Here is a 21909-nt window from a genome sequence, read left to right as displayed (position 1 = left end):
ACCAACTGGCGGATAGCGCGTATAATTACCAGCAATTGTCCTCTATTTTTGACACTCTATGCAATTTTCTGATTTTGATATTGATAACAAGATACTACAAGCCGTTGCTAAAATGGGTTACGAAACCCCAACTAGCATTCAACAACAAGCGATTCCTGAAGCGCTGCAAGGCCGTGATATTTTAGCCTCTGCACCAACCGGTACTGGTAAAACAGCGGCATTTTTGATCCCGGCGATTCAATACTTACTTGATTTCCCGCGTCGCGAGCCTGGTTTTGCCCGTGTTTTGATCATGACTCCAACGCGCGAGTTAGCTTATCAAATTCATGAACAGTGTGAACTACTTGCTAAAGGCACTAACCTTAAAATTGGTGTTGTTACTGGCGGTATTAACTACGGTACGCATAAAGAAATTTTTGAAAAAAATAACGATATATTAATCGCCACACCAGGGCGATTAATGGAATATTTAGAAACCGAAAACTTTCATGCCGAAAACGTCGAGATGCTTATTTTAGACGAAGCAGACCGCATGTTAGACATGGGCTTTCGTAAAGAAATGATGCGTATTTGTGAAGAAGCAAAAAATCGTCGTCAGTGCTTTTTATTCTCAGCCACTCTTGAAGGCGATAGCGTTGAACGATTTGCAGAGCAAATTTTAAAAGATCCAGCCCTATTAGAAGCTGAATCTTCACGTAAAGAAAAAGCTAAAATCCACCAATGGGTACACATTGCTGATGATTACAACCATAAATTAGCAATGTTGGTTGAAATACTAAACAGTGAAGACTTAAGCAAAGCTATTGTGTTTGTTAAAACCCGTGATCGCCTAGAAACATTAGTCGGCGAGCTGACCAATGCTGGGGTTCGTGCAGCCTGGTTACGTGGCGAGATGCCACAAGACAAACGCATGAAGGCAATGGAAAATTTCCACAGTGGCCGTACAAGAATATTAGTTGCGACTGATGTTGCCGCCCGCGGTATTGATGTGGCTGATATTAGTCATGTGATCAACTTTGATATGCCACGCACAGCAGACGTGTATGTTCACCGTATTGGCCGCACTGCTCGCGCAGGTAAGAAAGGCATTGCAATTTCGTTAGTAGAAGCCCATGACATTGCAGTATTAGCAAAAATTGAACGCTACATTGAGCTGCGCCTTAAACGCCGTGTTGTTAAAGGATTTGAGCCGCGTCATAAAGAAGCTAAAGCGCCAATCAAAAAACATAAAGATCCGGTAAAAATCAAAGCCCGTAAAAAGGCCAAAGCAAAAGCTAAGAAAAAGAAATAATTCATCTGCTTTGACGCTACATAAAAAGCCGAGACTTATGGGGTTACTTCATATTCATAGTCTCGGCTTTTTAGTTTAATTACCAACAGCTACTGACAAACTCCTAGGTCTTTCCAAACGGCCCATGCGCTGGAATTATCAGCAGGGTTTGCACCGCGTGTCCACCATTTCGCACTGTAGCGCTTACCATTATAGGCCACCTCTTCGCCAGCCGTGTATACAGCACTTGCACTCCAGTTCGATAAGTCTGTACAGCCAGTTTGTGTGCCATCTGTAACAGTTACTGTTTTAGTTAAGGTATGATTAAGTCCTTGGGCGTCACTTACCGTAAGTGCTACATCATAGGAACCTGCGGCTTGATAAGTATGATTGGGTGTTACGGTATTAGCGACACTGCCATCACCAAAAGTCCAATTATAGGCTGTAACAGCCACATCATCAGTCGATGCATTAGTGAAACTGACAGCCAACCCATTGACACTAAAATCAAAGTTCGCTTTAGGTGCTTGATTAACATCACCGTCATTTTGACAATTACCTTGACGCGACCAAACATTAGAATAAATCGCTGGACTTGCCCCCGTTGACCACCAAGTTGCTTTATATTTAACTTGGTTAAACTCAACCAAATCACCAACACGGTATGACTTTGCTGCATCCCAACTAGCTAAACCATCACAACCGCCTGGAGGATTCGATGAGATAGTCACAGTTTGACTACGCTGATTTGTTTGTCCTATGGTGTCAGTTACTTCTAAAAGGACTGTATAATTACCTTCTGCAGTATAAGTATGAATAGGGTTTTTAGTATTCGATGAATTGCCATCGCCAAAACTCCAACTATAACTGCTGATCCCTTTATCATCCGTAGAGGTATTATTGAAAGTAACCTGTTTATCATTTACGGTTGCACTAAAACTTGCAACTGGCGCATTATCCATGCCACTACCACCACCGCAGTCAGATTGTGCTAAATAATCATAGGCATCTTTTGCTTTAACAATACCAAAACCGTATGAGGTATCCCGCCCTTGTGCGCCACGATCTTGCGCAGTGGTATTTAAAGCATCACGAATTTGTTGATTACTACAGTTTGGAAAGTGACTCCAGACTAATGCAGCTACACCAGATACATGCGGTGTTGCCATGGAAGAACCACTTATACTCTTATACCCGCCATTATTCCATGTTGAGTTAGTACCAACGCCTGGCGCTGCAATTTCAACCTGTGAATTATATTGTGAGAACGATGCCTTATTACCATTTCTATCAACTGCCGCCACAGATATAACCGCATCATAAGATGCAGGGTAACTTAACGAGCTATTCGCATCATTACCTGCAGCTGCAATATGCAACATACCTTGCGAATAGCTATTAGCAAAAGCTTGGCGCTCAGCATTAGATGATTGAGGCCCCCCCAAACTCATACTGGTCACTGTTGCCCCAGCGGCTTGACATTGACTGATAGCTGCAACAAGGTCAGAACCATATGCCCATATTCCTTGGTCGTTAAATACCTTAACAATGTGTAAACCCAATTGGCCCGAAGAATTAACCCCAACAACACCCTGACCATTTCCACCTAACGCTGCAATAGTACCCGCAACATGTGTACCATGGCCGTTACCATCGTTATACCAATTACCTGTATCATTAGCGCCATAACCATCACTGCCAGTGACGCCTGTATTTGGTAAGTCAGGATGATTTAGTGTGTAGCCAGTATCCATAATACATACTTTTTGACTGCCAGTTAGGTTATCTGAAAGTTGTTGAGCTTGAACCATAGTAATACCATATGGGGTGCTTTCGGCCATTAAATAACGCTTTGGATCCACTTCTATACTGGCTACATCGCTACTTTGTAATAAACGAGCTTTTTGATCCGCCGTTAAAACCACCGCCATTGCGTTAATATCAGGCAAGCTTTGTAGTACTTCAACATTAGCTTGAGTAGCAACATCGCTCATCAAGCTTACTTTAATATTATTAATCTGCGCTTTACTTTGAGCAAACGCAGTATGTAGAGCAGTCGTTTGCTCAGATAAATGCACAATAAAACGCTCTGACTCTACTTGCTCAGCGATTGCAGAACCAGCTGTTGATAACAAAATAGCACTCGCTAATGCCGTTATTTTGAATGTTGGGGTTTTCGACGCTTTCATTTAAAAATCCTTGGATGTTAGTTTAAAGAGAATTGAATTAACAAATAACTCACATCAATTTAATAAAAACACCTAAAGACAACGCTGTCAACAAACCGAGTACAGTTGTTTATCCATAGAAAGTAGAGCAATTAATCTATTGTAATTAAAGAAAATATTTTTAATTAGATGGCTATACAGTAACTAAACCACATGCCTTTGATTTACTTGAGTTCAATGATTTTTGTAAAATAAATGTTACAGGTAATTTTATATCATATTGTTCTAAAAAAACAAAAAAAGGAACAAATAAATCTAAAGTAATTAAAAATTACCGTATTTTTTACTCAGTTGAATGTAAAAAACTCCTAAATAGTTTACAACAATTTTAAATTATCAATATATTTCAATGACTTAATCTTGGAATGAATATTGTAACACTAGGGTTACTAGTCACTAAATAAATATAATAGACGTTATGGGAGGAATCATGAATCGCTTCAAATTAACTATGTCATTAGTATGCTGTATAATTTCACTCGCCTGCACAATACAAGTCAGTGCGGCCACCAGCACAATTATGATCAGCAGCGTTTCTCCTCAACCGACATTACAACAGACTATAATTCATAAACTGCGCAGGAATCCAAACCTACACCTCTCGCAACTACAAGTGCACGTTAATGGCAACAAAGTAGCCCTGTACGGTATAACCGAAACCGGCTTTGAACGCGCACTGGCACAAAAGTTTTTAGAAAATACCCAAGGTGTGGCAATTATTGAAAATAAAATGCAGGTTAAAGTAGCTAGATAGAAGATTAAAAATTGATTTGCAAGGCTCTACTATTTAAAGACAAGATAAGCATTACTGTGCTTGCTCAACATATAAAAACATCACCAACACACCGCAATGCACAATAAGGTATTTAATAGAAATAGAACTGCTTTGTTGTGTTATCGCTAGTGCAATTAAACTCACTGCTGAGTTTAATTGGCAATTTTATGCGTTTAACACAAATGTGAGAAACACTAATCTACAGATGAATTTTTATGATTTACTCAACTGCTTTAATTTTAACGATACCAAACTTAATGAGGCCAAAATATCCGATCTCGGCAGCTACCACTACAGGCAGAACTATTTTTAACCAATAGTTTGGTGAACCGTAAAACATCGCCAGTATAGTCACTGCAATAGATGAAATAATTAGGGCTGCAATACCGCCACTAACCTTATCAATTCGCACTGGCTCCTTACAATTTGAGCACTTTACTTTCAAGGGATTCATGGTGTTTAAAACTGCCATAAAAGAAATACTGGCACTACAATTATTACACTTACTCATTACTAACTCTCAGTTGGTTTAATAAAGAAATCTTTGGCATCGCTAAAATACAAAGCCCATGCAGCGAACAATGGATATATAGCTTTATTTATAATATTTGAAAATGAAAAAACAGCGTTACTTTCTAATGAAACGATAAGTGAATCACCCGCATATAAAAATACGTAAAGAAAAACTACAGAGAAAAACAAATGTAATCCTTTTGAATTTCTTTTAAATATTTGCCACATAGCAATTATTTGGATCGTAACAGCAATTGACCAAATAACTAAACTGATAATACCTAAAGTTGGGTCATCAGAAATAAACACCAGTAAAGCTGATGCGATAAAAGGCCAAAGACCATAACAAAAGAAACAAAGGATAACTGTTCCATAAACCATGATTTCTTTCATCCAGATACCTTAATTCCCTTTAAAATATATTGCCGCGCGCAACAGCGAACAAATCTACGCAGAGGAGTGATTGTCTAGCCCAAATGACATAGTTAACTAACTCATTGTATACAATTTAATAATGCCTAAGTAAGTTATATTAAACCACTCAACTTATAGCACTTATACATTATTTAAAAGCTAACGAGTATTTAGAATTACTCTTTCTATTCAAACATCAAAAAAGAACTAACTTTATTTACATTCAATCACTTAATCAAGCATTAATAGTAAATCGTAATTAGATAACTGTTTATCTAATTTGCAGATACGCAAAGTTACTAATGACCATAAAGCTCAAAATTCATTTTGGCAATAATAGCGACTTACAAATCCCAGCTAAACGCATACTTATGGATTAGCTGGGATTTATCTGTAATAAAATTAGAAATTGCGTATTTCTACCGTTGAATTATTAAACTCAAATTTATTAATTTTGCCGCATTGAGCAACATGATTAGTACTAGCATAAGGAGTGTTTGCTTGCGCGATATTGCCCTCCCAGCCCTGACCATTTTTAATAAACGCTTTTACCTCAAACCATCCATTAACCGCTTTGCTGCAATCCATATCAACATCAAGTAGCCAATAATGTTCACCCCAAATATTCAGTGGTGTAACACCAAAGCCATCATTAGCAACGGTTTTTTCTGCACCCCAAGTTGCTGGCCAAATATTAGTTGTCCAATCGGTTGCGGTCCCTTGCGCCTCACTACTTTGGCCCGTTTCAATACCATACCAATCTAGGTAATTATCGTTTGCTTTCCAAGGACTGGTAGTGGCACTTTGCAAATTATTATGGCGAATTGGCATAGCACATTCAAAGTTGCTTGTTTGGCAGTTACGCCCAAGGTTTGTGTTTGCATAAACATGGTCAATCCCGCCGCGAATAAACATATCTTGGCCAGTTTGCGTTTGTGCGTTAATAAATATCACAGTTCGCTGCCAATCACTCTGAGGATCAGGGGTTGAGTTAGTGGTTAACTTGGCATTTTTATGAATAGCCATTGCATCCCACGCGGCTACATTTAAGTTTATAGTGCCATTTGCATTAACAGTAATAACTTCACCAGTACAACTTGTTGCATCATTAGTCAGCGCTCCTTTGAGCACGTTACAGTATTGCCCTGGAGCCATATCTGTTTGCACGGTGGTATTGAGTGTTGAGCCTTCTTTATTAATGGCAACATGGCCTGAACTTCCTCTACCAAAGGCTATTTGATTGTTAGTATTATCCCACCAATTGGTTGTTGCCCAGTTATCAGCCGTATTATTTCTAAAATCTACGCCACCTGCAATGTATGCCCAACGATGCTCACATTGCCAATTACTCGCAAAGCATTCTAAATTACCGTTGTTATGCACAGGTACGCTTGGACCACCAGCATCTGTGTCACCATGATAGTCGTAACTAGACATTACTTTTGGATAACCATACGGGTAAGCCAACATAAATACGTTTGCTAAGTCGTACAAGCGGCCATCTTCAAAGGTAATTACATTACCGGCACCACCATGACCGCGTTGATTATCATGATTATCTACAAATACTACAGCTGATGCACTTGGCATAAACCCCCACCCTTCACCAAAATTACTTAACCATGCGAGCGAGCCATTTCTAAAGGTATTGCCAAGTTCAGTGCTGTATTTAAACTCCGTAACTAAACCTGACGCTAAATACTCAGAGGCACCAACAGCCTCGCCACCTTGATCAATTACTTCTTGAAAGACCACTGGCGAGCCATTCACTTTCGCCATTAAACTTTGAATATCACTGGCTGCAACATGTTTAGAGGCATCAAACCGAAACCCCTTAACACCAATGGCTTGTAATTCATTAATGTAAGCCGCTAATGTGTTTTGGACATACGTTGCAGCGGTATCTAAATCTGCTAGTCCAACTAACTCACAGTTTTGTACTCGGTAACGATCGTTGCCGTAGTCAGAGCCATTAATGGTGCAACTGGTGTGAAAGTCTTGTGGGCTATAAATTGGGTATTGTTTATTACCATAGGTATTACCAGCGGTACCTGTACCACTGCCTGCAGCCATATGATTGATTAAAGTATCTACATAAATATCAACGCCAGCGGCATTACAGCGATTAACCATATCAATAAACTGCTCGCGGTTACCGCCTCGGCTTTGCAATAGGTAACTGACAGGTTGATAACGCGTCCACCATTGGCTGCCTTGTATATGTTCATTAGGTGGCGATACCTGTACCGCTGCATAGCCTTTAGGTCCTAGGTATTGTTCACATTCGAGGGCTACATCTTGCCAGTTCCATTCAAATAGATGGACGAATGTTGTTGGTGTTGCATTTGCAATCGACGTAGCACTTAGGGCAATGCTTAGCCCAATAGTGGTTACTATTTTTTTAATTTTCATTGTGTGTTCCGTTGTATTGTCAAGTAATAGGCATTCTATATTTACAAAGAATTAACAATAGAGAGGTTCTCACAAAATGAAAATTGAATACGTATGCAATCAAAAATTCAAAAACACCATCGATTATGGATGCTTAGCCAAATGCAGTGGCACGAGTATATCGCTAACTTATTCTTTGTGTGTGTTGGAGTGTTTATTAACGGGCAGTACAGAGCAGTAAAAACTAGTATACGGTTTTTATACTAATCTTGAAATTTGGGGTTAGCTTTTTCAGACTGCAGTTTGCTCTACAAAGTGATTATTTATGTTGCGCGTTTTTGCGATTTTGGCATTCATTAAGAACCTGTAGCTTTTGTGCTGGGCTTGCACTGTGCCACGCGAGAATTTCATCAAGGGTTCTAAAGCAACCGATACAGGTATCGTTTTTATCCAAACAACAATGCCGAATACATGGGCTACTTGGTTCTTCATTGCTCACTTTAATGTTATTCATTAATTTTACCTTCGACTTTACTTATTAGACACTAGCCTTAGTTTTAGCTCGTGTCTAATAAGTGCAGTAGATAATCGGCTAGCGATAACTAAACTATGACCACTGCCTTTTACTTGTTTTGATGCTTCGCCATAAATGCGGTCTATCAGTAGAAAACTTAATACTGGTAAATATGCCCAATCAACCACTGTATTACCAGCTGTAAATTTGTGTAAATTAGTACTATCAACAGGTAAATATTACCTGTTGATAGAATCATTTATTGTTCTGAGTGCTGGCGCTTTTCAGTGATCATCGCATCGAGTTTTTCACCGCCTTTAATACCAAAATCAAGGGTGCGAATTGGGAATGGAATACTAATATCAGCGTCACTTAGCGCTTGTTTGACTGCCACAATTGCCTTATGGCGTACGGTCATAAAGTCTGCCTCGCCGGGGTATTTTATCCAAAACCACACCAGTAAGTTGACACTACTGTCGCCAAACCCTTCAGCATAAACAGCGGTTTCGTCTTGTTTAATTACAAAATCAAATTCATTGATTTTTTTAACTATCACCTCAGCTGCCAGCTCTGGGTCATCACCATATGAAATGCCCACCGGCACTTCAATGCGGCGTACACCTAAGGTACTGTAATTACGTAATACATTACGAAAAAGTATTTTGTTAGGCACTAAAATCAATTGCCCATAAAAGTTTTCGATAAGCGTGTTGCGCAAATTTATTGAGCGCACATTGCCAAACACATCATCGGTTTTTATAACATCGCCTGTTTTAAACGGTTTGCGAATACCCATAGCAATACCAGCTATTAGGTTCTCGGTCATATCTTGAAAGGCAAAACCAATTGCTAGACCAACAATCCCAGCACCAGCCAGTAATGACGTTACAGTGCCTTTTAGCCCTATAAAATCGAGGGCAACAAATAACCCAACACACAGTACTATCATCTTGCATATCGATGCCATTAAGTCTGCAATTTGTTGGGAGTCTAACGAGCGGCGTAAAACATTGCGCATCATCGAACCTAAAAAACGCGCGAGAATTGAGAAAACAATGGCGATGATCACCGCCACTATAAAATTAGGTATATGACTTATTACGACATCAAACCAGCCACCGAGTTTTTCTTCAATAAGTTTTTCGGCATCGCTGATAGAAGGTATTTTTAGCATTGCTTAACCTTGATTATTTTATAAATAGTGTCAGGTTATTGCAAAATAAGCGCCAAAACTAAAAAGCCATGCATTGCATGGCTTTTAAACAGATTAATAACTAGTTTTGTTCATCTCTTAGAAATACTGGCTCCAGCTCTTTTTGGGTCGCTTCGCTACTGTAGTAGTAACCATCAACAGTAAACTTTTTTAAATCGCTTAACTGGGTAACTTTATTCTCAATAATGTAGCGAGCCATCAAGCCGCGAGCTTTTTTAGCATAAAAGCTGATAATTTTATATTGGCCGTTTTTACAGTCTTTAAAGTGTGGAGTAATGATTTGCGCGTTTAAGGCTTTTTTATCAACCGCTTTAAAATACTCGTTTGATGCTAAATTTACTAGATATTGGCTATCTTGCTCAGCGAGTACGCAATTTAGTTTATCAGCAATAATACTGCCCCAAAATTCATAGAGGTTTTTACCACGGCTGTTATCAAGCTTAGTGCCCATTTCTAAGCGATACGCTTGCATTAAATCAAGTGGTTTTAATAATCCGTAAAGGCCTGACAAAATACGTAGGTGACTTTGCGCGTAATCAAGTTGCCCGGCAGTTAAGCTGTTTGCATCTAAACCACCATATACATCGCCATTAAAAGCCATCACGGCTTGTTTAGCGTTGTCGGTAGTAAAAGGTTGCGACCACTCACTAAAGCGCGCAGCATTAAGGCCTGCAAGCTTATCGCTAATTTTCATTAAACTGCCAATTTGTGCCGGCGTTAATTCGCGGCACACCGTCATCAACTCTTCGCTGTGCTCAAGTAACTCAGGTTGCGTGAATTTATCAGTGCTTGCTTGGCTCTCGAAATCTAAATTTTTTGCAGGTGAAATAACAGTGATCATAGTTAGCTATTGACTTGGAAATTATTTAATGTCAATTTCAACATTAAATGAAACGAAAAGCACGTTTTGTTTATATCAATTAGTTAGAATTGATTGGTATGATACCTACCTTATTCGCACAGCAAATTATGCTATGCACCTTCGTTCTTCACTGATACGGACATAAGACCTATTAAGCGCTGTCACAGTGCTGCAGTATAAGGTAGTTACAGTAGATTTTCTTTTAACTTGCTTGGAATGAGGAAAGCAAATGACTTCAGCTCTACAAAGGCTCAAACAACATTCATCTATCGTGGCCGACACTGGTGATATTGAAGCGATTAAAAAACACCAACCGGAAGATGCAACAACTAACCCTTCATTGCTATTAAAAGCCAGTGAAATTGAAGCCTATAAGCCGTATTTAGATAAAGCGTGGAGTTATGCTAAAGAAACCGAGCAAGACGCTGCTAAACAATTAGAACTAGCCTGTGACTACTTTGCTGTATTACTAGGTAAAGAGATCAGTGACATTGTGCCGGGTTATATTTCAACAGAAGTTGATGCGCGTTTATCATTTGATACTCAAGCAACAATTGCTAAAGCACACACATTACTAAGCCTTTATGAAAAAGAAGGTGTGAGCAAAGATAAAATCTTAATCAAAGTTGCCTCAACGTGGGAAGGTATTAAAGCCGCAGAGCAACTTGAAAAAGAAGGTACTAAGTGTAACTTAACGCTGCTATTTAGTGATGCTCAAGCCCGTGCTTGTGCAGATGCTAACGTATTTTTGATTTCACCATTTGTTGGCCGTATTTTAGATTGGCACGTTGCTAACGGCTTAGAAAAACCAACTGATCCATTACAAGATCCAGGCGTGCAATCAGTACGCAGTATTTTTGAATTTTATAAGCGTCATGATTATAAAACGGTTGTTATGGGCGCAAGTTTCCGTAACACAGGTGAAATCATCGCACTAACTGGTTGCGATAAACTAACCATCAGTCCTAACCTTTTAGAAGAGCTAGGCAACCTTGAAGGTGCACAGGAGTATTTACTTGAAAGTGATATTGCTAAAGAGCCTAAACCTGCACCACTAACTGAAGCTCAGTTCCGTTGGTTACATAATCAAGATGCCATGGCGACAGAAAAACTAGCTGAAGGTATTCGTTCTTTTGCTGATGCACAAGAGCAACTAGAAGCACGTTTTAAAGCAATGTAATCGCTTTTATCGTTTAAATTAAACGTCGCATTTGCGGCGTTTTTTTATGCCTGAAAATAGTCTCTATTCATTAATTTATCACTTACCTGTAACATAAATGTCACTTTTTTATTCTATTTTAGTGTGGCCTGTGGTATAGGTATTTTCGAGGTTCAAAAAATTCAATAGGAGAAGTTCATGGATAGCCTAGACGATATTTTAGAGATATTAGAAGGTCCTGATACAACAAGAAAGACCTCTCAGAAAAATAAAAAGAGAAAATGGCGCGAAATCGAAGCTTTAAAAGACAAGCAACGTTTACGTAAAGAACTACAGGAACTAGACTTTTTTACAGACAATATTGCGATTGATGAATTAGATTTTTAATTTCGCAATAGCTACTAACCAACTAAAAGGCCCTTACCGATAAAGTAAGGGCCTTTGTTTTTATCAGTTAACGTATATTCTGCGCAGAATAATAACCCCCGCCTACATCCGTAGCAGCGATTTTACATCGCGACAAGCTTAACATTCTGCGCGGGATAAACTCGCACCTACAATTCCTAAACTTGCCAATCGATCGCTGTTTGCCCTTGCTGTGTTAATAACTGATTGGTAGCGGAAAAATGCTGGCAACCAAAGAAGCCACGATGCGCAGACAACGGCGATGGATGCGGGCCATTTAAAATATGGTGACGCGTACTATCAATGCCTTTACCTTTCTTTTGTGCGTGAGCACCCCATAAAATAAATACCACACCTTCACAGTGTTGATTAATATGGGCAATAACCTTATCGGTAAACTGCTCCCAACCTAAGTGTTTATGAGAATGGGCTTGGCCTTGCTCAACAGTCAGTACGGTATTAAGTAAAAACACCCCTTGCTCTGCCCAGCGTTGTAAATAACCGTGCGTAGGCACGCGAAAACCATCGATATCTGTAGCCAGCTCTTTATAGATATTTTTTAATGAGGGGGGAAGTTTACCAACCTCTGGTAATACCGAAAAACACAAACCATGTGCTTGTCCTTCGCCGTGGTAAGGATCTTGTCCTAAAATAACCACTTTTATATTACTTAACGGTGTTGCATCAAATGCACTAAATACATACTGCTCTGGCGGATATACAGCAATACCTTCGCTGCGCTTTTGAGCAACTGTATCCAACGTCTGCTGCATATAAGTTTTTGCACATTCGGTTTTTAAAAAGTCTTGCCAATCACTCATTGTGGTTCCTTAATTGCAACGCGTGAATCATCTATTTTAGTACACATATCAGCAAGACCATCCAACATACGCGTGGTAAAGCGGTGTAGTAAATCAGCATTGACGCTAATAAACTGATGGTGCTTTACCGCGGGTACTTCGGGCCATTGTGTCCAATCAATCACAGTTTGCTGCGCTTGTGACTTTTCATTAGGCAATATAATGATCTCTGGTTTTGCCACGATCACATTTTCAATACTTATCAGAGGGTAATCAGTTCGGCTGCTAGCAAATACATTACGACCTTGGCAAATTTCGATTAACTGATTGATCCAGGTATTTTTACCCACCGTCATCATCGGTTCTGCCCATAGCTGGTAAAATACCGCGACCTTACTTTTACCTTGCTGCTTGGCTTTGATTACAGCAATTTTTTGCTCAAATTCAAGTGCGGCTTGCTCGGCTGATTGCTCACGTCCAGTAAGCTCACCTAAACGGCGCAGTTCATTGGGTACTTTATCTACTTCACTGGCGTCACTGTAAATTATATCAATACCAAAACTTTTAATACGTGCTAAATCCTCAGCTTTGCTACCCGTTTTCCATGCTAAAACTAAATCAGGTTTGAGGGCCAGTAGCTTTTCTATTTGAATACCTTGGTGACCACCGATACGTGGGATATCATTGGCCGCAGCAGGGAAATCAGCATATTCCACGGTTCCCACGATTTGCTCACCAGCGCCGATGGTATACAGGTTTTCAACAATATGCGGGGCCAAGGCGATAATTCTTAATTGCTGCTTGTTAGGATCAGCCACGAGCTTAAAGCAGCACAGAGCCAGCGATAAAACGAGTACAAGCCTAAGCGTAGCCATTAATAATCAAATCCTATTTGCGCTTTAACACCAGCATCAAATGCATGCTTAACATTGCGCACTTCACTAACAGTATCAGCTAAGTCAGTTAACTTGCGGTGCGCACCACGGCCAGTAATAATTAAAGATTGCATTGGCGGACGATTAGCGATCACTTCGAGTGCTTCGTCTAAATCAATGTAGCCGTAGGTGATCATATAAGTAATTTCATCAAGTAATACTAAATTAATTGATTCGTCAGCCAACATACGTTTTGCTTCTTGCCAAGTCGCTTGCGCCGCTGCGGTATCTGATTCTTTATTTTGCGTCTCCCAGGTAAAACCAGTGTTCATAATGGCAAATTCAACCCCTGCGCCTTGCAATACATTACGCTCACCACACGGCCAAGTACCTTTAATAAACTGGCACACAGCAGCTTTCATGCCATGGCCTACACAACGTGTTACCGTGCCAAACCCTGAGGTTGATTTACCTTTACCGTTACCGGTGATCACCTGAAAAACACCTTTCTCAGTTTGTGCTGCGGCTATACGCTCATCAACTTTATCTTTTACTTTTTGTTGGCGTTGTTGGTGCTTGTCGTTATGTGTGTCGCTCATGATTAACTCCTTCCCAGTTTTGGTAAATTTGCGTTATTTTGTCTAAATCTAAATGTTCTTTACACATCGTGGCTAAGCGCGTTAATTGCTGCTCGCGATGTGTGTCTATATCTATTAATTGGGTAATACCACTATTTGGCAATACCCAATCCAGTATTAGTTGCGTAGCTGCACTGCTATCAAATAAGCCATGTAAGTAAGTACCTGCTATACAATCATCATCTGATATAAAGCCATCTTGCCTAACATGCTGTGGATGCTGAGTAAATTGTAAAAAAGGCTTTTTAAATGCTGGGCCAGCGCTGCAACCAGCGTGTATTTCATAGCCTGCGACTTTTGCTTGTTGACCGCCAAGATGGATCACACCAGCAGCTTGAGTTAGTACTTTATGCTGCCCTAAGTGAGTGGCAAAATCAGCAAGCCCTAAAGCTTTACAGTGTGTTTTACTTGATTCCACACCCTCAGGGTCATAAATATCTGTGCCGAGCATTTGCAAACCTCCGCAAATACCTAATAACTTACCGCCATAACGCAAGTGACGCTGAATCTGCTCGCCCCAGCCTTCATTGTTTAAAAAGGCTAAATCATTAATAACATTTTTACTGCCAGGAATGATGATCAGATCAACGTGTGGAATTGCTTGAGTATGGCGAATGTAATTAATGTCAATTTGCGGGTTTAAACGCAGCGCATCAAAATCAGTGTGGTTACTAATATGAGGAAGTAGCAATACTGCGATTTTTATTTTTGCTTGGCTTACTTGATTATCTATCGCTACCGCGTCTTCAGCATCGAGGGCGAGATCATGTAAATACGGCAACACCCCTAACACTGGTTTACCTGTGTACTCTTCAAGCCAATCAAGGCCACCTTGCAATAAGCCTATATCGCCACGAAAACGGTTGATCACAAAGCCTTTTACTCGTGCTTGTTCTGACTCGCTTAATAGCGCAAGAGTACCGACCAAATGCGCAAACACACCGCCTTTATCTATATCTGCAATAATGATCACGGGGCAATCAACCGCTTCGGCGTAACCCATATTAGCAATATCACCCGCACGTAGATTAATTTCAGCCGGGCTGCCCGCCCCTTCAACTACCAGTAGCTCAAACTCTTCGCTTAAACGCTGTTGCGAAGCCAGTACCGCATCCATCGCGACTTTTTTATAATCATGATAAGCACCTGCTTCCATATTACTAATGGCTTTACCGTGAATTATCACTTGAGCGCCAGTATCACTATTGGGCTTGAGTAAAATGGGGTTAAAATCAACCCGTGGCGCCACTTTAGCTGCAATCGCCTGTAGTGCTTGCGCACGACCTATTTCGCCGCCATCTTCTGTTACAGCGCTGTTTAAGGCCATATTTTGTGGTTTGAATGGAGCAACTTTGATCCCGCGTTCAACAAATACCCGGCACAATGCTGCAACTAAAGTACTTTTCCCTGCATCAGAAGTCGTACCTTGTACCATTAATGTTTTCATCATGACTGCCCTTTCAGTGTTAAGGCAAGACCTGCCATTATAAATTCAACTCGCGCAGCTTTTGCGGCAATGGCTTGATGTAACCAGCCTGATTCATCTACAAACCGGCGGCTTAGCTCACCCAGAGGCACAATACCGTGGCCAACTTCGTTACTGACAAAAATCACTTGCCCCGGTAAATTTTCAAGGGTATTTAGTAGTGCTGATTTCTGTTCATCCCAACAATCACTTGTGGCGTGACATAAACAGTTACTTAACCATAAGGTTAAGCAATCAACTAAAATACAGTTATCTTTGCTGCTGTGTGTTTGTAACGCTTCAGCCAATGCAATTGGCTCCTCAACTAACGGCCAATCGACAGGGCGCTGTTGTTGATGATGGACTATACGATCTTGCATTTCAGTATCGTGGGCTTGCGCCGTTGCGAGGTAAATAACGCTTTTATTGCTTTGCTGTGCAAGCTGTTCAGCAAAGCGGCTTTTTCCACTGCGTGCGCCGCCTAAAATAAATGTGTGGTTAGCGTTCATAATATACTCACGAAAGTTAAGTAAATGGCAATTTCACTTAGCTGCTGCGCCGCACCTAAACAATCGCCAGTGTAACCACCTAACTGCTGTTTAAACCAGCGGATCAAAATGACTCTTAGGATCAGTAATACTGCTACAAGAATGAATACGGTTTGCCATAACAATACACCAACAGCAATCAAGCTAACCAGTAAAGTAGCGGCGGTTACAAGTAACGTAACTAAACTAGTGACCGATAGGTGCATAGCAAGCGGCTTTACTTTTGAAGTCGCATCCTCACTTACATACTCCATCCCTATGATTAAACTGGTTGCCACTACTCGGCTTACACATTGCCCGATAACAACTGCACTCAATACAGTAATCAATGACTCACTAAGAAAGAGTAGGCTTTGAAATTTAACCAGCAGCATAATAAATAATGCCGCTGCACCATAAGTACCAAGACGACTGTCTTTCATAATGGCAAGCTTTTGCGACACCTGCCAACCACCGCCAAAACCATCCCATACATCGGCCCAGCCATCTTCATGAAATGCGCCTGTTAATAACAACCCGACCGCCATCATTAGTAATACACTTATTGATGCTGGTAACAGTAATTGAAAAATGCCGTAGCTGAGTGCTAATAATCCACCAAGCAGTAAACCCACTAAAGCAAAATAGCGACTTGCTTGATTTAAATGAGCACCGCTTACATTAAAGCGCAACTGCACCGGTAGCCGGGTTAAAAAGCTAATTGCTAATAACAGTAACTGCCATTGCGTTACTTTATTTGCCTCTAGGTTAGGCATTAACTGACAACCTGCTCAACACCAGCATCAGCAAAACTAGCCATCTGATTATAAAAACCAAGTGCGGCTTGCAATAATGGTAAACTTAACGCAGCGCCAGTGCCTTCACCCAAGCGTAAATCAAGTTGCAGCAGTGGCTTAACATCGAGTGCGTTTAACATCAGTCGATGGCCTTGCTCATTTGAGCAATGTGCAAAAATTAAATAATCTTTCACTGCTGGGTTAATATTAATTGCGGCCATTGCCGCAGCACTACAAATAAAGCCATCAACTACTGCAGCCATGCCTTGCTCAGCCGCAGCCAACATAGCTCCCGTAATATGCACAATTTCAAAGCCACCTAACGCTGCAAGTAGTGAAATAGGATCTGCTAAATGTAACTGATGCAATACCAGCGCTTGCTCTACAACTGTTATTTTACGCGTAACAATATCATCACTAACACCCGTGCCTTTGCCAACACACTGCTGTGCAGGTAAATTCAGCATAGCTGCCATAATCGCTGCTGCACTAGTGGTATTACCTATGCCCATTTCGCCAAAGGCAATTGTATTACAACCACTATGACTGAGCTGCTGCACCAGCTGTTTAGCATTATTAAAGCCTTGCTGTACCTGCGCGGTATTCATTGCCATGTCTGTATTAAGTGGCTTTGTTATACTTCCTAGACGGCAATTATGGACACTTGGCGCTGTGACTGGATGCAAAATACCACAATCAATCACTTCTAATTGCCAACCTAACTGTTGGCAAAAGACATTAATAGCGGCACCACCGCTGACAAAATTAGCTACCATTTGTGAGGTGACATCACTGGGCGCTATCGATACCCCTTGTGCAGCAACACCATGATCTCCTGCAAATACCAGCAAAGTAGGCTTATTGATTGCAGGTGCAAAGGTTTTAAAAGCATCTTCGCTTGCCACTTTTTGGCTAAACAAAGTAACCAGTTGTATTGCACATTGCTCTAACTGTCCAAGTGCACCAAGCGGTTTAGTTTTTTGGTTAATCTTATCAATGATGAGGTGACCAAATTGATTAGTTACTGTGGGTATATTAAACATCTGACTAACTCTCTCGCTTGCGAAAATAAAGTAACGATAAAAAGAAAATACTGCCTATTGCAGAAGTAATAACACCGATTGGCAATTCTTGATTTGCAAGTAAAACACGCGATAGCACATCAACCCACACCATAAATATACCGCCAACTAAAGCCGTCATGATCAAACCAGTAATAGTGCCTTGCGACACAAAAAACCGTACTATATGCGGGATCATCAAACCAACAAAACCAATACCACCACACATCGCCACTAACACTGCAGTGATCAATGAGCTCAATACCAACATTAATAACCGAAACCGCTGTACCGGTATTCCTAAAGTTGCAGCACTTTCATCACCTAGTAACATTGCATTTAGTTGCCGACGAAAACCCATCATCAGCACTGTGCAACTAATAATAACTAAAGCGGGTAACCATAACGTTGACCATTGTGCGCGAGCAAAGCTGCCTAGCGTCCAAAATAAAATAGCCGTGATCGCCTGTGGATCACTAAAATACAAAAGTAAGCTGGTAAAGGCACTGAATAAAAAGGATAAAGCGACCCCAGCCAAGAGCATACTTTCAACTTGTCCGCGACCAGCTCGTCCGGCAATAAAAACCAGTAATAACATAGTCAATAAACTACCAACAAATGCCGCGGCCGACATTGTTATTCCCGCGCTGACTCCTGTTAGTGTCATAAAACATACCACACCAAATGAGGCTCCCGATGAAATACCAAATAAGTAAGGATCGGCTAACGGGTTACGGGTTACGGTTTGTAAAATTAAACCAGCGATAGCTAGACCAGAGCCAGCTAAAAACGCCAACAATGTTCGTGGCATTCGCAGTTGCCATATGATCCGCGCTATAAAGGAGTCATCTCCCTGACCTATAATACTGTGGTATACATCAATGAATTTACTGGGCGCAGCACCAAAGCTAAGTGCTATAAAAATGCTCGACAAGGCAAAGAATAACGCCACGCTGACTGCAAAATAATTATTTTTTTGCATCAACGCCACCACCTTGATAACCGTAAAAATAGGTAATACGCGGAATGACCTTATTTAATTGTTTACTCTGTGGATGCGCCGAGACTTCGGCACAGACACCAAATACTTCGCTAAGCATTTCTTCCGTGATGACGTATTCTGGGCTACCCGCTGCAACTAACTTACCTTGCTTTATCACCAGTAGTTCATCACACATACTTGCTGCAAGATTAAGATCATGGAACGACGCTAATACCGTTACATTTAGCGATTTAGCCAACTCCATTAATTGAATTTGATATTTAATATCTAAGTGGCTGGTAGGCTCGTCCATAATTAATAATTGAGGGCTTTGTACAATTGAACGTGCTATCAATGCGCGTTGCTTCTCGCCACCGGAAAGGGAATCAAACGATTGCTGTAAATGATGGCTCAAGCCAACTTGCTCAATCGCCTGAAAAATAATTTGTTGATCATTTTTAGTTGTCGAACTAAATAAGCTTTTATGCGGCGTAAGGCCAAGACTCACTACATCAAAAAGCGATAGGTTAAATTGCGAAGGTGTTTCTTGCAGCACCACAGCAACCTGCTTGGCATATTCATCCGCACTTAGCTGCCAAATATTTTTCCCTGCAAATATAACCTCACCGCACACTGGTTTAGTGTAACGGTATAAACAACGCAATAAACTTGATTTACCTGCGCCATTAGGCCCTAACAAACCGATAAACTGGCCTGGTTTTATTGCAAAATTAATATCGTGCAAAATGGCGGTATTTGCCACCGACCACGATAAATTAGCTACTTCAAGTAAAGGGGGATCAATTACTGCTGGTATTTGCAATGTGTTATCTCTCTAGCAATAGCTAAACCCAATACACTACAAACCATTATGATCATGGTGATAATAGAAGAGTTAGCCCGCTCAATAGGTAATAAATTAACGTATTTTGTATCTGACTTATCGCGCTTGCGACTTACAGTTGCGGGAACAGTTGAGGAGTTACACCCCATTCCAAAATACATAAGGCTCTATTATGGGCGGGTGAGTAAATATTTCAATTAATATCTTTCTAGACGGCTAAAAATAGTCTTTTAAAACACAATTCTGGGCCATGCTTTATCGCTATCATCTATGTAAATATCAATACAAATAAGCTTCCCATAACCGATTGAAAATATGTTTTGCTGATTCGACTCTTTTGGTAACTGACAAATAATACCTAATAGTTGCTTGATCACTCCGGCATGCGTTAAAACTAATTGTGCTTGAGTACGATTACTTGCAATATCAATTAGTAACGTTTGCCACCACGTTGCTATTCGCTGATAAAAATCCCTCATACTTTCGCCATGAGGGGGGGTTACTTGCCAAGGGCTTTGCCAGAAATCGGCAAGACTAGGAGAATCTGTCTGTTGCCACAAATCATCATATTTACAGCCATCCCAATCACCAAAATTAAACTCTCGGAGCTGATCGGTCAGAAAAAGTGGTATTTTCTTGGCATGGCTAAAAGATCTGGCAAATTCGCTACAACGTTTCAAAGTCGAACTTTGTACAAGCTCAATATTAGTTAGTTCATTGCATGCTTGATGTAATTGCGCACGGCCAAGTTCACTGAGTAAAAAATCTGTATGTCCGGCCAAGACTCCTTGATCAATCAATTCGCCATGGCGTAATAAGTAAACGCGACTAGAAAATGGCGGCATAAAGCCCTCTTACATTAAAGAAAAGTACTTTTAACAATAGCATAATGATCATCCTAAACGGATTAAGCGCACATCAAAATGTAGAACGGCATTAGCTCCTATTTTCCCACCATTCCCCTTGCGCCCCCACGCCAGCTCTGCAGGAATTACAAATTCATAGCGAGAACCAACCGACATCAATAAAATACCTTCTCGTAATCCTTCGATTGCCTCATCTAAGGTAAATACTTCAGGCATTCCAGCTTTATAACTATCAGCTATTACGCTGCCATCAGCAAGCATAATACGCTGATTGATGACCACGGTATCTGTGTCAGTTACTCGCTCACCAGAGATCTCATCTATTACTTTATACATCAAACCAGAAGCACACAGTTGAGTATCAGCATGATTACTAAATTTAACTATGAAGCTTTCACTATTTTTACGATTGAGTCCTGATGAACCTTTTGATTTAGTTGTTTTTTTACGTGCCATGAAGCCCCACCATTTGTATGATAAATATAATAATCTTATCGCATAGGTAGAGGCCTAAACGCAAGTTTTATGGTGAGTTTGCGAGTTTTTCAAAACAATAAAATGATCTTATACCAATCGTGTTAAGTTACTGACCATTTATAGCGACAGATAAATGCAGTGATAACAAGGCATAAATTTTGACATATAGTTGTTCTACATGAAAAATTTATAACGCAGTTAGCGCTTTATTTAGCTCGCTAGAATGGTTAAATATTTAAGTCGATTGGTATTATACGTATAAGAGTAAATGATTGGCGCTGCCTTTGCCCGCCAACATAATCCTTGCTAACTCACTGCTAAATCACTTTCCTGCAAACGTAAAAAAGCCCGACTATTGCTAGTCTGGCTTTCTTTAATTAGATCCTGGCAATGTCCTACTTTCACATAGCAAATGCTACACTATCATCGGCGCTGTTTCGTTTCACTACTGAGTTCGGCATGGAGTCAGGTGGGTCCAAAACGCTATTATTACCAAGAAAATTCTTTTCAATTTTCTTATTTTAATTATTAAGTTTTAAGTCCTTCGACTAAATTTGGAGCCTGGCAATGTCCTACTTTCACATAGCAAATGCTACACTATCATCGGCGCTGTTTCGTTTCACTACTGAGTTCGGCATGGGGTCAGGTGGGTCCAAAACGCTATTGTTACCAAGCAAATTTGGTGTTAATCGCGTTAGCAATTAACTAAAATTTGGAATTCTGATAATAAAGTTTTCAGTAAATCTACTTTAGTCTATTAACTTCTTGCGCTATCAACTATCACATAAAACGCGTTTGGCGTTGTATGGTTAAGCCTCACGGGTAATTAGTAC

At 40.4% G+C, this 21909-nt stretch carries 22 protein-coding genes, 2 rRNA genes and 1 riboswitch; of the genes, 4 read left to right on the top strand and 20 right to left on the bottom strand.

Going from position 1 to position 21909, the window contains the following annotated elements:
- The first annotated feature begins 58 nt into the window (after positions 1-58).
- The gene (srmB, locus tag H5183_RS12795; protein WP_145237725.1) at positions 59-1291 is read left to right on the top strand and encodes an ATP-dependent RNA helicase SrmB; all 1233 of its coding nucleotides are present in this window, start codon (positions 59-61) and stop codon (positions 1289-1291) included.
- Positions 1292-1380: 89 nt separating this feature from the next.
- Here the strand turns inward: srmB and H5183_RS12790 are convergent, their stop codons facing one another.
- A complete protein-coding gene (locus H5183_RS12790; RefSeq protein WP_182731849.1) occupies positions 1381-3459 on the bottom strand; it encodes a S8 family serine peptidase in 2079 nt (692 codons plus the stop codon).
- Between the two features lie 469 nt (positions 3460-3928).
- Between H5183_RS12790 and H5183_RS12785 the strand changes: the two genes are divergently transcribed.
- Entirely contained in the window at positions 3929-4252 is a 324-nt protein-coding gene (locus H5183_RS12785) for a BON domain-containing protein (RefSeq protein WP_182731848.1), read from the top strand.
- Positions 4253-4493: 241 nt separating this feature from the next.
- On the opposite strand, the gene H5183_RS12780 is transcribed toward H5183_RS12785, so the two are convergent.
- The 6 genes from H5183_RS12780 to yaaA form a co-directional block, all read right to left on the bottom strand.
- Positions 4494-4685: a hypothetical protein gene (locus H5183_RS12780; RefSeq protein ID WP_145237732.1), complete on the bottom strand. Its 192-nt coding sequence runs from the start codon at positions 4683-4685 to the stop codon at positions 4494-4496.
- 101 nt (positions 4686-4786) lie between these two features.
- The gene (locus H5183_RS12775) at positions 4787-5179 is read right to left on the bottom strand and encodes a hypothetical protein (RefSeq protein WP_182731847.1); all 393 of its coding nucleotides are present in this window, start codon (positions 5177-5179) and stop codon (positions 4787-4789) included.
- Positions 5180-5602: 423 nt separating this feature from the next.
- Positions 5603-7612, bottom strand: coding sequence for an alpha-amylase family protein (locus tag H5183_RS12770; protein ID WP_182731846.1), 2010 nt, complete (start codon positions 7610-7612; stop codon positions 5603-5605).
- A 298-nt stretch (positions 7613-7910) separates the two neighbouring features.
- Entirely contained in the window at positions 7911-8105 is a 195-nt protein-coding gene (locus tag H5183_RS12765; RefSeq protein ID WP_145242920.1) for a DUF1289 domain-containing protein, read from the bottom strand.
- A gap of 259 nt (positions 8106-8364) precedes the next feature.
- Positions 8365-9279: a mechanosensitive ion channel family protein gene (locus H5183_RS12760; protein WP_182731845.1), complete on the bottom strand. Its 915-nt coding sequence runs from the start codon at positions 9277-9279 to the stop codon at positions 8365-8367.
- A 100-nt stretch (positions 9280-9379) separates the two neighbouring features.
- Complete coding sequence (yaaA, locus tag H5183_RS12755; RefSeq protein WP_182731844.1) at positions 9380-10159, bottom strand: peroxide stress protein YaaA; 780 nt, start codon at positions 10157-10159, stop codon at positions 9380-9382.
- 250 nt (positions 10160-10409) lie between these two features.
- Here yaaA and tal point away from each other — a divergent pair, with 250 nt between their 5' ends.
- Positions 10410-11360: a transaldolase gene (gene tal, locus H5183_RS12750; protein ID WP_145242912.1), complete on the top strand. Its 951-nt coding sequence runs from the start codon at positions 10410-10412 to the stop codon at positions 11358-11360.
- Between the two features lie 177 nt (positions 11361-11537).
- Positions 11538-11726 carry a DUF3545 family protein gene (locus tag H5183_RS12745; protein ID WP_145242910.1) on the top strand — a complete coding sequence of 63 codons (189 nt, stop codon included), beginning with the start codon at positions 11538-11540 and terminating at the stop codon, positions 11724-11726.
- Between the two features lie 176 nt (positions 11727-11902).
- Here H5183_RS12745 and ung read toward each other — a convergent pair whose 3' ends face one another.
- From ung to rrf (H5183_RS12680), 13 genes are all read right to left on the bottom strand, one after another.
- Positions 11903-12565, bottom strand: a complete 663-nt coding sequence (ung, locus tag H5183_RS12740) for a uracil-DNA glycosylase (protein WP_145242908.1) — start codon at positions 12563-12565, stop codon at positions 11903-11905.
- Entirely contained in the window at positions 12562-13419 is an 858-nt protein-coding gene (locus H5183_RS12735; protein WP_182731843.1) for a cobalamin-binding protein, read from the bottom strand. The genes ung and H5183_RS12735 overlap by 4 nt, the downstream gene beginning before the upstream one ends.
- Positions 13419-14018, bottom strand: coding sequence for a cob(I)yrinic acid a,c-diamide adenosyltransferase (gene cobO, locus H5183_RS12730; protein WP_145242905.1), 600 nt, complete (start codon positions 14016-14018; stop codon positions 13419-13421). The genes H5183_RS12735 and cobO overlap by 1 nt, the downstream gene beginning before the upstream one ends.
- A complete protein-coding gene (locus H5183_RS12725) occupies positions 14002-15504 on the bottom strand; it encodes a cobyric acid synthase (RefSeq protein ID WP_182731883.1) in 1503 nt (500 codons plus the stop codon). Before H5183_RS12725 ends, cobO begins: the two co-directional genes overlap by 17 nt.
- Positions 15504-16031 carry a bifunctional adenosylcobinamide kinase/adenosylcobinamide-phosphate guanylyltransferase gene (cobU, locus tag H5183_RS12720; RefSeq protein ID WP_145242903.1) on the bottom strand — a complete coding sequence of 176 codons (528 nt, stop codon included), beginning with the start codon at positions 16029-16031 and terminating at the stop codon, positions 15504-15506. Before cobU ends, H5183_RS12725 begins: the two co-directional genes overlap by 1 nt.
- The gene (locus H5183_RS12715; protein ID WP_182731842.1) at positions 16028-16825 is read right to left on the bottom strand and encodes an adenosylcobinamide-GDP ribazoletransferase; all 798 of its coding nucleotides are present in this window, start codon (positions 16823-16825) and stop codon (positions 16028-16030) included. The genes cobU and H5183_RS12715 overlap by 4 nt, the downstream gene beginning before the upstream one ends.
- A complete protein-coding gene (gene cobT / locus H5183_RS12710; RefSeq protein WP_182731841.1) occupies positions 16825-17889 on the bottom strand; it encodes a nicotinate-nucleotide--dimethylbenzimidazole phosphoribosyltransferase in 1065 nt (354 codons plus the stop codon). Before cobT ends, H5183_RS12715 begins: the two co-directional genes overlap by 1 nt.
- A 4-nt stretch (positions 17890-17893) precedes the next feature.
- Positions 17894-18889, bottom strand: a complete 996-nt coding sequence (locus tag H5183_RS12705; RefSeq protein ID WP_182731840.1) for an iron ABC transporter permease — start codon at positions 18887-18889, stop codon at positions 17894-17896.
- Positions 18876-19712: an ABC transporter ATP-binding protein gene (locus H5183_RS12700; protein WP_220496330.1), complete on the bottom strand. Its 837-nt coding sequence runs from the start codon at positions 19710-19712 to the stop codon at positions 18876-18878. The genes H5183_RS12705 and H5183_RS12700 overlap by 14 nt, the downstream gene beginning before the upstream one ends.
- 85 nt (positions 19713-19797) lie before the next feature.
- Positions 19798-19923, bottom strand: a riboswitch (cobalamin riboswitch).
- A gap of 40 nt (positions 19924-19963) precedes the next feature.
- Positions 19964-20578, bottom strand: a complete 615-nt coding sequence (locus H5183_RS12695) for a histidine phosphatase family protein (protein ID WP_182731839.1) — start codon at positions 20576-20578, stop codon at positions 19964-19966.
- A gap of 48 nt (positions 20579-20626) precedes the next feature.
- On the bottom strand, positions 20627-21055 hold the full coding sequence (locus H5183_RS12690) for an FKBP-type peptidyl-prolyl cis-trans isomerase (RefSeq protein ID WP_149983394.1): 429 nt from the start codon (positions 21053-21055) through the stop codon (positions 20627-20629).
- Between the two features lie 403 nt (positions 21056-21458).
- Positions 21459-21573 (bottom strand): 5S ribosomal RNA (gene rrf / locus H5183_RS12685).
- A 62-nt stretch (positions 21574-21635) separates the two neighbouring features.
- Positions 21636-21750 (bottom strand): 5S ribosomal RNA (gene rrf, locus H5183_RS12680).
- Positions 21751-21909: the final 159 nt, after the last annotated feature.

The organism is Pseudoalteromonas sp. SR44-8, from assembly GCF_014163635.1.
Classification (GTDB): domain Bacteria; phylum Pseudomonadota; class Gammaproteobacteria; order Enterobacterales; family Alteromonadaceae; genus Pseudoalteromonas; species Pseudoalteromonas rhizosphaerae.
The sequence above is the reverse complement of the archived record's forward strand: the minus strand, read 5'-3'. Positions and strand labels throughout refer to the sequence as shown.

Excerpts from the sequence above, each read along its gene's own strand:
- H5183_RS12760 (WP_182731845.1), bottom strand. The coding sequence starts at position 9,279 with ATGCTAAAAATACCTTCTATCAGCGATGCCGAAAAACTTATTGAAGAA.
- cobU (WP_145242903.1), bottom strand. The coding sequence starts at position 16,031 with ATGAACGCTAACCACACATTTATTTTAGGCGGCGCACGCAGTGGAAAA.
- H5183_RS12785 (WP_182731848.1), top strand. The coding sequence starts at position 3,929 with ATGAATCGCTTCAAATTAACTATGTCATTAGTATGCTGTATAATTTCA.
- H5183_RS12695 (WP_182731839.1), bottom strand. The coding sequence starts at position 20,578 with ATGCCGCCATTTTCTAGTCGCGTTTACTTATTACGCCATGGCGAATTG.
- H5183_RS12690 (WP_149983394.1), bottom strand. The coding sequence starts at position 21,055 with ATGGCACGTAAAAAAACAACTAAATCAAAAGGTTCATCAGGACTCAAT.
- cobT (WP_182731841.1), bottom strand. The coding sequence starts at position 17,889 with ATGTTTAATATACCCACAGTAACTAATCAATTTGGTCACCTCATCATT.
- cobO (WP_145242905.1), bottom strand. The coding sequence starts at position 14,018 with ATGAGCGACACACATAACGACAAGCACCAACAACGCCAACAAAAAGTA.
- H5183_RS12705 (WP_182731840.1), bottom strand. The coding sequence starts at position 18,889 with ATGCAAAAAAATAATTATTTTGCAGTCAGCGTGGCGTTATTCTTTGCC.
- H5183_RS12725 (WP_182731883.1), bottom strand. The coding sequence starts at position 15,504 with ATGAAAACATTAATGGTACAAGGTACGACTTCTGATGCAGGGAAAAGT.
- H5183_RS12735 (WP_182731843.1), bottom strand. The coding sequence starts at position 13,419 with ATGGCTACGCTTAGGCTTGTACTCGTTTTATCGCTGGCTCTGTGCTGC.
- ung (WP_145242908.1), bottom strand. The coding sequence starts at position 12,565 with ATGAGTGATTGGCAAGACTTTTTAAAAACCGAATGTGCAAAAACTTAT.
- tal (WP_145242912.1), top strand. The coding sequence starts at position 10,410 with ATGACTTCAGCTCTACAAAGGCTCAAACAACATTCATCTATCGTGGCC.
- H5183_RS12775 (WP_182731847.1), bottom strand. The coding sequence starts at position 5,179 with ATGAAAGAAATCATGGTTTATGGAACAGTTATCCTTTGTTTCTTTTGT.
- H5183_RS12765 (WP_145242920.1), bottom strand. The coding sequence starts at position 8,105 with ATGAATAACATTAAAGTGAGCAATGAAGAACCAAGTAGCCCATGTATT.
- H5183_RS12715 (WP_182731842.1), bottom strand. The coding sequence starts at position 16,825 with ATGCCTAACCTAGAGGCAAATAAAGTAACGCAATGGCAGTTACTGTTA.
- H5183_RS12790 (WP_182731849.1), bottom strand. The coding sequence starts at position 3,459 with ATGAAAGCGTCGAAAACCCCAACATTCAAAATAACGGCATTAGCGAGT.
- yaaA (WP_182731844.1), bottom strand. The coding sequence starts at position 10,159 with ATGATCACTGTTATTTCACCTGCAAAAAATTTAGATTTCGAGAGCCAA.
- H5183_RS12770 (WP_182731846.1), bottom strand. The coding sequence starts at position 7,612 with ATGAAAATTAAAAAAATAGTAACCACTATTGGGCTAAGCATTGCCCTA.
- srmB (WP_145237725.1), top strand. The coding sequence starts at position 59 with ATGCAATTTTCTGATTTTGATATTGATAACAAGATACTACAAGCCGTT.
- H5183_RS12745 (WP_145242910.1), top strand. The coding sequence starts at position 11,538 with ATGGATAGCCTAGACGATATTTTAGAGATATTAGAAGGTCCTGATACA.